General features: G+C 30.6%; 10 protein-coding genes. 9 read left to right on the forward strand and 1 reads right to left on the reverse strand.

The window, feature by feature from the left end; genetic code table 11:
* Positions 1-25: 25 nt before the first annotated feature.
* Positions 26-1555, forward strand: coding sequence for an AarF/UbiB family protein (locus AXG55_RS04050; protein WP_148696852.1), 1530 nt, complete (start codon positions 26-28; stop codon positions 1553-1555).
* Positions 1556-1565: 10 nt separating this feature from the next.
* On the opposite strand, the gene AXG55_RS04055 is transcribed toward AXG55_RS04050, so the two are convergent.
* Positions 1566-2219, reverse strand: a complete 654-nt coding sequence (locus tag AXG55_RS04055; RefSeq protein WP_148696853.1) for a globin domain-containing protein — start codon at positions 2217-2219, stop codon at positions 1566-1568.
* Positions 2220-2461: 242 nt separating this feature from the next.
* Between AXG55_RS04055 and AXG55_RS04060 the strand changes: the two genes are divergently transcribed.
* The 8 genes from AXG55_RS04060 to AXG55_RS04095 are packed head-to-tail and all read left to right on the forward strand — an operon-like array spanning position 2462 to position 12751.
* On the forward strand, positions 2462-5311 hold the full coding sequence (locus AXG55_RS04060; protein ID WP_148696854.1) for a hybrid sensor histidine kinase/response regulator: 2850 nt from the start codon (positions 2462-2464) through the stop codon (positions 5309-5311).
* Positions 5312-5315: 4 nt separating this feature from the next.
* The gene (locus AXG55_RS04065) at positions 5316-5807 is read left to right on the forward strand and encodes a chemotaxis protein CheW (RefSeq protein WP_148696855.1); all 492 of its coding nucleotides are present in this window, start codon (positions 5316-5318) and stop codon (positions 5805-5807) included.
* A 17-nt stretch (positions 5808-5824) separates the two neighbouring features.
* Positions 5825-6892, forward strand: coding sequence for a chemotaxis-specific protein-glutamate methyltransferase CheB (cheB, locus tag AXG55_RS04070; protein WP_148696856.1), 1068 nt, complete (start codon positions 5825-5827; stop codon positions 6890-6892).
* Between the two features lie 12 nt (positions 6893-6904).
* Positions 6905-7786 carry a hypothetical protein gene (locus AXG55_RS04075; protein WP_148696857.1) on the forward strand — a complete coding sequence of 294 codons (882 nt, stop codon included), beginning with the start codon at positions 6905-6907 and terminating at the stop codon, positions 7784-7786.
* A 4-nt stretch (positions 7787-7790) separates the two neighbouring features.
* Entirely contained in the window at positions 7791-8159 is a 369-nt protein-coding gene (locus tag AXG55_RS04080; protein WP_233231365.1) for a response regulator, read from the forward strand.
* Between the two features lies 1 nt (position 8160).
* Positions 8161-9015 carry a CheR family methyltransferase gene (locus AXG55_RS04085; RefSeq protein ID WP_148696859.1) on the forward strand — a complete coding sequence of 285 codons (855 nt, stop codon included), beginning with the start codon at positions 8161-8163 and terminating at the stop codon, positions 9013-9015.
* Positions 9016-9040: 25 nt separating this feature from the next.
* Positions 9041-10159, forward strand: coding sequence for a response regulator (locus tag AXG55_RS04090; protein WP_148696860.1), 1119 nt, complete (start codon positions 9041-9043; stop codon positions 10157-10159).
* A gap of 6 nt (positions 10160-10165) precedes the next feature.
* Entirely contained in the window at positions 10166-12751 is a 2586-nt protein-coding gene (locus tag AXG55_RS04095) for a chemotaxis protein CheW (protein ID WP_148696861.1), read from the forward strand.
* The last annotated feature ends 10 nt before the right edge of the window (positions 12752-12761 follow it).

Here is a 12761-nt window from a genome sequence, read left to right on the forward strand (position 1 = left end):
AAAAATTAAAATTGAGAAATGCACAATGGGTTTGAAAAATTCAATTCAATTTATTCGTGCTGTGTCAAAAATTGCCGTTAAAATGTCTAAAAATAAAATTTTAGGTCAAAAAATGGATGATGTGGCACAACGCTATATTCTTTCTGCAATGACTGAGATGGGCTCTGGTTTAACAGCGAAAGCGGCTCAAGTCTTGAGTGCAAAGAATTTAAATGGCAAAATAGATTTAGATGATTTACTTATGAATGAAGAGGAAGTTTCATCTATATTACAAAATAATGAAGAGTTATGGAATGAGTTGAGCGTTTTTTCATTTGACGGCATTCCGGGATCCTTGGGGGAAGTGCATAAAGGCGTATTAAAAAATGGAATGGAAGTGGCTGTTAAATTGCAATACCCAGAAGTGGAATCTAAAATAAATGGGCAACTCAATATATTATTAAATGCCATGGGATTTGTCGCAAAGCTAAATTCAACAAAATTTAAATATAATGAATATCTAAGTTTGTTTAAGAAGAATCTAAATGATGAAGTGAATTATTTTCAGGAATTAGAAAATCAATTGTATTTTTATAAAAATCTTTTAAATTTTGAAGATATTATTATTCCAAATATTTATTCACAGTATACGACTCGTAATATTTTAGTCCAAGATTGGATTAAATTTACTCCTTTAGATCAATTAGATTATTTATCGCAAGAGACGAAGTCATATTTAGCAAATTATTTATTAGAAATATTTCTTTACCAGTTTATGAATTTGCATAAAATTCATGGTGATTTTCATTATGGAAATATGGGAGTGACTCTTTCTCAGCCATATAAACTGGTGCTTTTAGATTTTGGTTCTGTATTAGATATATCAACTGAACATATGAATACATTAATGCAAGTGATTTATTTTTTGAGAAATAATATTGCATTTAATGCATTAGATATATTCGAAAAATTAGGATTTAATAAGGACTCCTTGTTGCTGATTGAAGATAAATTAGAGAGATTAATAAGAATTATATTATTTCCCTTTGTGACTAAAGAAAAGTTTGATCCCTCACAATGGGATTTTTTGCAGCAATCGCAAGATCTTTTAGGCCCCCATCGGATGCTTTTTCGTATGTCAGGTCCTCCGTGGTTTTTATTACTGATGCGCACATTTTCAGGGTTAACAAGCTGCTTTAAATTATTTTCCAGTAAAATTAATTCTAATTTGATTGTAGAAAAATATATAAATGAATTTATTAAAATAAGTTCAATTGAATTTATAAAATCAAATAAAGTTAAAGAAATTACATTAAATAACATGATAGTTAATGTCGCAAGTTTTTTATGTGTTCAGATGATTGAAAATGGAAAAGAAAAAGTTTATATAGAAATGCCTGCAATATCATATGAAAGTTTGGAAGATATTATTCCTGATAATATAAAAGATAAAATCATAAATTTAGGATATAATATTCAAGAAATGAAAGAAAAAATACTAAGTTCTAGTATGATTCCTCAATTAATATTCGAATTAAAAATAGATTCTCGTGAGATTAAGATATGGTTAAAATAAAATAAAAAATTTATTCTTGAAATGCCTTTTCAAGGATTTCTTCGGGGTTCATAAGATTTATCGCCTGAATTTCTTCGTCTATATATTTTTTTACTTCAGATTTAATTTGCTTCATAACCATTGTTTTTACAGCTTGTTGTAAGCTATTTTTAATTTCATTCGTCAAATAAGGGAACTCAATTTTATGATCGGGTAAATACTCTGGAATTTGAATTTTGATTTCAGATAGGCTTGTATCTTGTTTTTGATTTTTCATCTTATTTTGAGCCCCTTTCTTTAAATTTAAGGAAATAAATTTATAAACCTCGTTCCATTGCCTATTAAGCTCATCTGACCAATATCTTCCTAAAAATTGTGAAAGAGTTTTAATAAAGTTTCTACCAATAAAATCATTGTACATTTCAATCATATTATAATTTAAATGTTTTTCGCCCAAATGGATTAAAAAAGACGAAAGCGATTCGGGTTTGTCTAAATTATCAATGGTTGTTACAAGAGTATTTAAAAGAATTTCTTTTTGTTTTTGGATATCACCTCTGCTTAAAAATTCTTTCAATTCAGGATGTTCTAAAAAAAGGTTTTCATAAAATCTATTTATAATTTGGTCTCCAATTGGTTTTGTAAGCTCAAAGGAGTCTCTGATAATTTGAATATCGATATTCATTCTTGTTCCTTTATTTTTGAGTTAATACGTAATCATAATTTATATTTTAAATTTTTTGGTTTAAATAGGAAATTTTTTTTCAAATGTCATTAAATAACATACTTTTCAAATCAATAATCAAATTATATAGGAAAAATTTATCTTATATCATGGAATTTTTATTACTTAATATACCATTTATAAAGAAAGTAAATTAATCTAAATTTATATGTGTATATATAAATTTAAAGGGATTAGAAGATATGACCTCTCTTTCAAAAAAAGAATCTGCATTGAATGAGTATTTTGATGAATGCCAAGAGATGGTTGATCGGATGTCTAAAAATGTAGATATTACAGAAAAAGTGGGGTTTGATAAGGAAATCTTTGCCGCTATATATAGAGATATGCATACGATTAAAGGAACATCGCAACTTTTTGGATTTTCTAAAATCGGTGCTGTGGCGCATGTTATGGAAACCTGTCTAGACCCGATTCGGAAAGGAAAATTAGCTGTATCAAGCGCCATTCTTGAGAGTTTGTATTTTGGAATTGATTTTATTGCTGTGTCCTTAAATGAGATTCGTGAGCATCACAAGGAGTCTGAAAGTAACGATAATCTTCTCCGATTACTTGGTAAATTTATCGACACAATTGAGTCCTCATTAACCGGACTTATGCAATTATCTAAAGATAAATCAATACTTTCCGAAGAGTTTAATTATCAAAATTTAAATTTAGAGAATCATAGCGAGGGCAACACAGCAGTGGTTGATGATAAGAATAAAGATCAAGAAAGTCCAGCATTTGAAATATTTGAGAGGCCTTCTGCGGCTGCTCAAAACCCTGCTGCTGCCTCTGCTGTAAAGACCTCGCTCCCTTCCATTTCTCAAGCGGCTCCTGTGAAAATAGATCCTAATCCTTCCAATCAAGATAACGCTAAAAAGAATGTCCAGGAGGAGCAAGTTTCTGAAACGATTCGTGTTCAAGTTACATTGCTGAATAGTTTAATGAATTTAGTCGGTGAGCTTGTTTTAATCCGTAATCAGCTTTTGCAACATGCTAAATTAAATGACGAAGATTCGGAATTTTTAAAAATTAGTCAAAGATTAAATGTATTGACTGCGGAATTACAAAATGAAGTCATGAAAACAAGAATGCAACCCATTGGAAATATATTGACAATTTTTTCTAGGGTTGTCCGTGATTTATGTAGAGAACTTGGGAAAAAAATAGATCTTGTTTTGCATGGCGTTGAAACAGAGCTCGATAAGACGGTGATTGAAGCGGTTAAAGATCCCTTAATGCATATTGTTCGCAATGCGGTTGATCATGGTATTGAATCTTTAGAAGAAAGACGCAAAGCGGGGAAAAAAGAAGCGGCTCAAATTACCATTAATGCATTTAATGAGAGTGGACAGGTTATTATTGAAATAAAAGATGATGGACGTGGTTTAGATCGTGATAAAATAGGCAATAAAGCTGTTGAAAAAGGCCTTATTACAAAAGATGCTCTTGATAAAATGTCCGATAAAGAAGTACAGCTTCTTATCTTTTCTCCAGGTTTTTCAACGGCTGCAACTGTTTCTAATATCTCAGGAAGAGGTGTGGGAATGGATGTGGTTAAGACCAATGTGGAACGCATTGGGGGACTTGTTGATATTTACAGTGAAGTGGGAATAGGGACCACAATTATTATTAAAATTCCATTGAGTTTAGCAATTGTTCCTGCATTAATTGTTCAAGCCTGCGGTCAGAAATTTGCAATTCCTCAATCGAAACTTGTTGAGTTATTAAGAATTGATAGCTCAGATAGTAGTTCTGATAAAATTGAATCATTGCATGGAAAATTAATTTTACGTTTGCGTGGAAAACTTCTTCCCATTATTTCCTTATCTGAAATACTATTTGTGAATAATAAAAATATACATTCATCAAAAGCCGAAGTATTACATAAAAATAGTGAAAATGTTTCAAATGTTGTTGTATTAAATGCGGATAATTTTTTATTTGGATTAATTATTGATGAAATTGATGATTCAGCAGATATTGTTGTAAAATCATTAACCTCTTTTTTAAAAGATTTAAAAGTATATTCTGGTGCCACAATTATGGGAGATGGTGCAGTCGCATTGACTATAGATGTTTTAGGAATTGCTGAAAATGCAAAAATTTCTGCTGAAAATACAAGCGAGCGCAAATCAGAAATAATAAAAAATAATTCATCAAGCAATTATCATTCTGATGTTTGTGAATATCTTCTTATTGATATTGGGGCGCCAAGTACATATGCAATTCCCTTATCAATTGTAAATAGACTTGAAGAGTTTGAAAATTCGAGATTCGAATATTCAGGCGATCAAAAGGTCATTCGTTATCGTGATTCCCTTTTACCTATTTTTTCCTTGAGCCATTATTTAAATCTATCAATTATGAATAAAAATGAAATTCATAAAGAAAGAACTTCTGTTGTTGTTATAAAGCGGGGAGATTTTTATTATGGCATAGAGGTAAATGAAATTTTTGATATTATTGCAATTTATGCACAAATTGAACGTACTGTTAAGGATCGTCATGGTATATTAGGTACAATAGCTGCAAACGATAAAATCATTGTGGTATGTGATATCTTTGGTATGATTGATGTCCTTAAAGGAAAATTAAGTCATGATGACAATTTTTCAGAACAAGAGAAACCTTCGGATAAAAAAGTTGTTCGTCCCAATTATAGAATATTATTAGCAGAAGACAGCTCCTTTTTTAGAAATTATGTTAAAAATATTATACAAGAGTCTGGTTATCAAGTTGAAACAGCTTATGATGGTTATAATGCTTTTGAAATTTTAGAAAATAATGCCGAAACTTATTTTTCAATTGTCTTATCAGATATCGAAATGCCTGTTCTTGATGGCCATGGATTGGCTCGTAAAATTAGAGCATCTCAAAAATTTAAACATCTTCCTCTCATAGCAATTACAACTAAATTCAGTCAAAAAGATAGAGAAGAAGGAGAACAGTCAGGATTTAATAGTTATCTTGAAAAACTTAATGCTGATATTCTTTTAGAAGAGTTAGATAATACAATATTAAGATTAAAAAATAAAAAGGAATAACATCATGTCTGAAATTCAAGAGTATAACTCAAAAAATAAAATTATTTCAAATTCCAGCAACGTAACAAAGCAATTTTCAGCATTTTATTTGGAAAATAGACTTTATGGAATTGAAGTGGGTCGCGTGCAAGAAGTTGTCAGATCGATGTTGATGACTCCTATTCCATTGGCTCCTGATTATGTTTGTGGATTGATTAACTTACGAGGTCAAGTGGCTACAGCAATAGGCTTAAGACAATTATTTGGCTTTCATAGCGAGATTCCGCAAGATTTAATAAATATCGTCTGTAAAGTAGATGGCATGCTCATTTCTTTTCAAGTCGATGAGATTGGTGATGTTATTGAAGTTTCTGAATCAGAATTTGAACCTACACCCCAAACTATTTCAGAAGATATTCGTAAATTTATGCAGGGTGTGTATAAAGTTTCAAATTCCTTAATGAGTGCTATTGATGTTGATAACATTATTAAATTTTTAAATAATAAACTTAAATAATGTAAATTGGAAATATTATGCGCGTACTTATTGTTGATGATTCTGTGGTTTTTCGCTCACAAATAAAATCAGCTCTTGATGGTATCGATGATATTGTCGTTGTTAATACAGCTGCAAATGGGAAAATAGGAATAGAACGATTGCAACAAAATGAAGTTGATGTCGTCATTTTAGATTTAGAAATGCCCGTCATGGATGGAAAACAAATGTTGCAGGAAATGCGAAAAAATAATTTAAATCAAAAAGTAATTGTTTTTGCATCTCCTACAGGAGAAGGAATTGATCTCACTCTTTCTGCATTAGAAGCAGGTGCTTCGGATTTCATTACAAAACCCAATTCAAATGGCTCCCTGGAACAAGCTTTAGAGGGTATTAAAAAGGAATTGGTTCCTAAAATATTGCAGTTTAAAAATAAAAATCATTTTAAAACTCCTGTTCCCATAAAAAAATCATACGAACCTGTCAAAGTTCAAGAAATCATACCAAATAAAAACTTTTCAATATTTAGACCAAAGTGCATTGGTATTGGATCTTCCACAGGGGGACCAAATGCGTTGGAACATGTCCTTGCTAAATTGAAAGGTCTTAGTTTAGAGATCCCCATTTTTTTGGCGCAACATATGCCGCCAAAATTTACCGAAGCATTAGCAAGACGTCTTGAAGAAGTGAGTGGTCATCCCTGTCATGAAGGAAAAGAAGGACAGCTGGCTTTACCAGGACATATTTATGTAGCTCCAGGAGATTATCACATGACTGTAGAGAAGTTTGGCGATAATGCCCAAACCATGATCCGTTTAGATCAAGGATCTAAAAGAAACTCGGTGCGTCCTGCTGTAGATAATCTTTTTGAATCTTTGGCGAAGGTCTATGGAAATTCTTGTGTTGCTTTTGTCCTTACTGGGATGGGAGAGGATGGGCTTGTGGGAGCGCATGCGATTAAGGCGGCGTCGGGAAGTGTGATTATCCAAGATGCGGCATCCTCTGTTGTATGGGGAATGCCTGGAGCCATCTTCGATGCGGGTGCTTATGATGCTATTGGAAACTTAGATGAATGTTCTGAGTATCTTGTCCAACTGATTCATTGAGGGACTTAGGCAATGGAAGGTTTGTTTAGTGAATATTTGATAGAACAAAATATTATAAATCAGGATCAACTCTTAGAGGCTTTCATTGCTCAATTAAATTCAATTCCTTCGCTACCCGAATTACTCTATGATTTAAATTTAATATCTAAGAAAGATCTTTTAAGAATACTCCTTCATCAAATGTATGAAAAACAAGACTTTCAATCAAGTGCGATAAAATTAGGCCTTTGGAGTGCAGATATTTCAGATGAAATCCAAAATAAAATTCAAAATATGGTAAAACCTTTAGGAGAAATTTTAATTCAAAAGGGTTTTGTAAATGCAGCTGTTTTAACGAGTACATTTGCAACTTATGTAGAACAAAAAAATATTTCTAAAATAAATGAAAATGCTGTTAAAAATACTGTTATTTCCGAGAAAAAAATTGAAGTTCCAGAAAAAAGTACTGAAAAATCTTCACCATCCCCTCCTACTGCTTCAAAATTAAACTCTTCACTTATAAAAGAATATATATCTTGTATTGAAGAGAACATTTCTCCTAATTTGACGAATATATTAGCTAAATTAAAATCCGATGGACTTACAGAAGACAAAATTAAAAAAGATATTCAAAGTGTATTATCCGAACTTGTGGCCGCACGTGCAGCGGCCGATTTCTTAGGTGCAAAGCTGAGTCTCAATATTGCTAATAAAACAATTGTAACCTTAGAAAGTTTTATCAATTCCAAAAGCATTTTAACTCTTGCTCAAATTATTGAAGTGATTGAATGCTCATTAAATATTTTAAATGTCTATGCAAAAATGATTAAAAATTTAAATATTGAAAATGATGAGGATCCAGAGACCAAAAAATATGTTGATCACTTTAATAATATTATTAGCAAGAAGGAATAAAATTGTGAAAATACTTGTTGTTGATGATTCAAAACCGATACATTCTTTGTTAGAAGAAATGCTTGAAAGTTATAATATTGTTTTTCATCATGTATTTAATGGACAAGAAGCAGTAAATACAATTCAAGATGAAAAATTTGATGTTGATGTCATATTGCTTGACTGGGAAATGCCTCAATTAACAGGAATTGAAGCTTTGCCATTATTAAAAAAATTGCGTCCTGATCAAATTATATTAATGATGACGTCGAAAAACTCAATGCTGGATATTGTTGAAGCAATTCAAAAAGGTGCTAAAGATTATATTATGAAACCTTTCACAAAAGATATTTTAATTGGCAAAATTACCGCTGCCATTGGAAAGGATTTCTAATATGCACGAACTTAATGATGAAGTATTTCTTTTCTTTTCAAGATTTATTGAGTCTGAAATAGGGATACAATATAATGAAACGAATAGATATTTATTATTAAGCCGTATTCAAAATATTGCCAAATTTTTAAATTTTTCTGATATTGATTCTTTGTGGAAAGATATTAAAACACATGGCGTGAATGAGTCTGCAAAATCACTCATTTTAGATATTGCGACTAACAATGAAACTTCATTTTTTAGAGATCCTCATGTTTTTGATTTTTTTAAGAATGAATTTATATTGAATATAATGAAAAATAAAGACAAAATTCGCATTTGGAGTGCGGCCGCAAGTACGGGTCAAGAAGCATATTCTCTAGCGATGATCATGTCAGAATTAAATGAAAAAGGATTAAATAAATCTTATGAAATTATTGCAACAGATATCAGTGAACGTGTCTTAAAACAAGCAGAAAATGGAACGTATTCTCAGTTGGAAATTCAACGTGGACTTCCTATGAATCTCATGGTGAAGTATTTTGATCAGGTCTCAATAGATAATTCGTCTTTGCCTTTCTATAAAGTGAAAAAAGAATTGAGTTCACATATTAAATTTATGCAATTAAATTTGCTGAATCCATGGCATCACCAAGGAAATTTTGACATTATATTTTGTAGAAATGTATTGATATACCAGAGTGTTGAAAATAAAAAGCAAATTATTTCGCGTTTTGCAAAAATGCTTTTACCTGGGGGATATTTGATTCTTGGTGGTGCAGAAAGTTTATTGCAATTATCAAACGATTATGATTTAGAAGTCTTTGGTAATGCCAGTGTTCACAAACTTAAAGCAGATATAGTTCAAAATATTTAAATGAGTTTATGGAATAAATAAATTTATGAATGAATTATCTTTTGAAATAGAGCTACGCAATACGTTTATAAGTGAAACTCAAGAAATGCTTGAGGAGACAGAAAGCATTTTCATGCAGCTTGAGCTTCATCCAGAAGATTTATCAAAAATGGCAAAGCTATTAAGAATAATTCATACCATTAAAGGATCAGGAGCTGTCGTTGGCTATAATGATTTGACAAATTTTATACATAAATTTGAAACTATTCTGGTTGCAGCTAGAGACAAAATCATTGATTTATCTTCCGAACTATTGGATTTATTTTTACAAATTAATGATATTTTAAAAAAAGTAATTACGACTCTTCAAGATAATCAAAATGCCTCGCTCAGTTTTTTAAATGATATTGAAAAAAAATTAGAGGAAGTTTTAAAAGATAAACTCAATCTTGTTGTTAAAGAACATAAATCAAAAGAGTTAAATGAAGATGTTAATAAAAATAATGAGAAGCAAGCTGAACAAAAGAAAATTCAAAAATCTTCTAAAGCAAAAATAAAAGCTCCCAGCAAAGGAAAAATTTTACTATGTGATGATGAAAAAGATATTTTAGAGTCGTTGCAACAAATATTAGAAATGGATAACTACACCGTCTTAATTACGGAAAGAGCATCAAAAGCATTAGAAATTTTAAAAAGTGAAGAAATAGATATCATCGTGACAGATTTAGCAATGCCTGAAATGGATGGTCTTACCTTAAGTAAAGAAATTCGACAAATTAATCAATTTATTCCTATTGTTTTTGTTTCAGGCCATATAGCTAGGGAACATGCTAAAAAATTCATGGAACTTGGTGTCACTGATTTTGTCGATAAACCATTTACAATTGATACTTTATTGCTTGCTATAGATAGAGCGTTGCAAAGTAAATCGTTGTGGAAGGAAATTTTAAAAATATCGAGAGCGTGTTTTAAGACCTTCGTTTATATTCAAAAAATGGAGAGTCTTTTACTTAATACGGAATTAGAAGCAGAAATATTAAAGGAGAGAACTTTACTTAAAGAATGTTTAAATGAAATTCAGAAATCGACTATGCGCTTATTAGAAATTGAAAAGGATAATAAAGAAATTCAATCAAAAGTAAATATTGAAGATGGGAATTCATAATATTTTATGGAAAACTTTGACTGCAAAGTACTCTGGATTGATGATGAGCCCAATATTTTGGAAGGATATGAATATGTCATAAAAGAAGCGGGTTATACACCCCTTTTAGCCGTTTCTCCAGAACAAGGAATTGAATTATTTAAAGAAGAAGTTCACGATATTGTATTTGTCCTTTGTGATTTTAGAATGCCTAAAATGAGTGGATTTGATGTGAGACAGGCTATTATGTCTTACGATGATTCCATTCCCTTTGGCATTGTTTCTTCATTTGTTACAAAGGAAATGGCATTAGAAGCTCTCTCTCTAAAAGTTTGTGGCTTTTATGATAAGCCCATTGATATTCAGCAAATTGTTGAATTGATAAAAAAAGAATCCGCTCCTCGTAAGCAATTTATAAAAGAAAATAGAATTATTGAAAGTGTTTTTGTTGAAGAAAGTCATGCCATACTTGATGAAATTGAACCTTTGTTACTATCTTTAAATTATGATCGTGGGAATTCTGATATTTTAAAATCAATTGCGAGAGGCGCTCATACCTTAAAAGGTTCCAGTGGGTGTTTAAGTTCTAATATTATAACAAAATATGTTCATAAATATGAAGATCTTGTTTCTGGACTCATAAAAAAAGAACTCATTTTAACTGATGAAGTTTATGAAACTTTATTTAAAGGACTAGACCGCATTAAAGAGTTGGTCTCAAGTGTCGTTACTAAAAAACTTAGAAATTATAAAATTGATGACATAATTAAAGAAGTGACTTTGGATTTTTCAAAATATCAGTTTGAAGAAAAAATCAAAGCAATTGAAAATTTAAAGGAACCTATAAAAGAAGCGGCATTAGGGCAAGCTCCGGTACAAAAGCAAAAAGAATCTATTTCAGTCCCTATTTTTATGCTTGATGAACTTTCAACATTTTCTGGAGAAATTACTGTTATACGCAATATGGTCAATAAAATCATACGCAGTTTGGAAAATAAATATATTGATAATAAAGAAATTCAAGGGTTGAGTGAATTATTTGATGAAATGCACAAAATCAATGGTACCATTCAAAATCGTATTACAGATTTATGTAAAGTACCACTATCTGGAGTTTTTAAACCCATACCTCGCATTTTAAGAGATTTGGCGAGAGATTTGGGGAAATCAATTCAATTAGAGATTCATGGTGAAAATATTCGAGTGGATAATAGTTTAGTTCTTGTTTGTAGTAATAGCTTAATACATTTAATACGCAACAGTGCTGATCATGGTATTGAAATTCCCGATGAGAGAATTAAAATAGGCAAGCCTTCTATGGGAACTGTTCAAATATTTTGTACTGAAAATAATAATGAATTACAAATTATTATAAAAGATGATGGCAAAGGAATTGATCCAAATAAAGTTAAAAACAAAGCACTTGAAAAAGAACTTTACTCCTTTGATGAACTTAATTTAATGACCGAGCAACAAATTTTTGAAATTATTTTTTCATCTGGTTTTAGCACTGCTTCAAAAATTACTGATGTTTCGGGGCGAGGTGTTGGAATGGATATGGTAAAAACATCTGTAAAATCGGTGGGAGGAAGTATACAAATTGATTCCATTTTGGGTAAGGGAACAACATTTATTATGAGATTGCCTAAGCCTAAATCTGTTTTAATAATCAATTCACTACTTATTAAATGCGGAGATCAGTGTTTTGCTATTCCTCAAGATTCTATTTTGCATGTGATTCATATTGAGAAAGAGCAATATCACAATTTAGTGCAAAAAATTGCAGATGGTTTTGTTATTCGTGCTGATAACACTCTTTATCCTTTAGTTAATTTACAGAAAGTTTTAAGTATTTCTGGCTTCTCAAAAGAAAGTAAGCTAGAAAAATATGCAGAAATTATGGAAATTCTTATCGTTCAATCAGAGAATTTTATGTATGCTTTGCAAGTAGATGAAATATTAGATTCAGAAGAAATTGTGTTAAAAAGCATAAATTCATGTTTTAATTATAAAGGAATTTATGCTGGAGCTACATTTATGGGAGATGGGTCTATCGGATTAATTTTAGATATTAAAAATATTGCAGAGCTTTCTGGAATTAAATCTTTATCTTCTTATCAAAAAAATTTGAATACAGAAAAAGTATTTTCTAAAATTCTAAAAACAAGTGAAGAAATTTCGACGACTCAAAATTATTTATTATTTCATGCAGAGTCAAAATCTATTTTTGGAATTCCACTTGATCAAGTATTTCGTCTTGAAGAAATACCTAAAAAGCAGATTCAAATGAGTGGCTGTGAAGAAGTCGTTATTTATCGAGATGCCATTATGCCCATATATGTTGTTGATAAGATATTAAATTTAAAATATAATAAAACCGAATTAAAAACACAGAAAGATGTCATTTCAGTTATAGTAACAAGAAATGAAAATGGTTACAAAGGACTTGTGGTATCAGAAGTATTAGACATTGCTTTAGGGGATAAAGAATATTCAAAAGAAATTGTCGATCGCGAGGGGATTTCTGGAAATACTTTTATACTTGATAAAAATGTCACTATTCTTGATATGAAAAAAATTTTTAATTCTAAACAGAATGTTGACATAATTTAGATTTGCAATA

The organism is Silvanigrella aquatica, from assembly GCF_001907975.1.
GTDB classification, from domain to species: domain Bacteria; phylum Bdellovibrionota_B; class Oligoflexia; order Silvanigrellales; family Silvanigrellaceae; genus Silvanigrella; species Silvanigrella aquatica.

Excerpts from the sequence above, each read along its gene's own strand:
- AXG55_RS04095 (WP_148696861.1), top strand. The coding sequence starts at position 10,166 with ATGGAAAACTTTGACTGCAAAGTACTCTGGATTGATGATGAGCCCAAT.
- AXG55_RS04050 (WP_148696852.1), top strand. The coding sequence starts at position 26 with ATGGGTTTGAAAAATTCAATTCAATTTATTCGTGCTGTGTCAAAAATT.
- AXG55_RS04075 (WP_148696857.1), top strand. The coding sequence starts at position 6,905 with ATGGAAGGTTTGTTTAGTGAATATTTGATAGAACAAAATATTATAAAT.
- cheB (WP_148696856.1), top strand. The coding sequence starts at position 5,825 with ATGCGCGTACTTATTGTTGATGATTCTGTGGTTTTTCGCTCACAAATA.
- AXG55_RS04065 (WP_148696855.1), top strand. The coding sequence starts at position 5,316 with ATGTCTGAAATTCAAGAGTATAACTCAAAAAATAAAATTATTTCAAAT.
- AXG55_RS04055 (WP_148696853.1), bottom strand. The coding sequence starts at position 2,219 with ATGAATATCGATATTCAAATTATCAGAGACTCCTTTGAGCTTACAAAA.
- AXG55_RS04090 (WP_148696860.1), top strand. The coding sequence starts at position 9,041 with ATGAATGAATTATCTTTTGAAATAGAGCTACGCAATACGTTTATAAGT.
- AXG55_RS04060 (WP_148696854.1), top strand. The coding sequence starts at position 2,462 with ATGACCTCTCTTTCAAAAAAAGAATCTGCATTGAATGAGTATTTTGAT.
- AXG55_RS04085 (WP_148696859.1), top strand. The coding sequence starts at position 8,161 with ATGCACGAACTTAATGATGAAGTATTTCTTTTCTTTTCAAGATTTATT.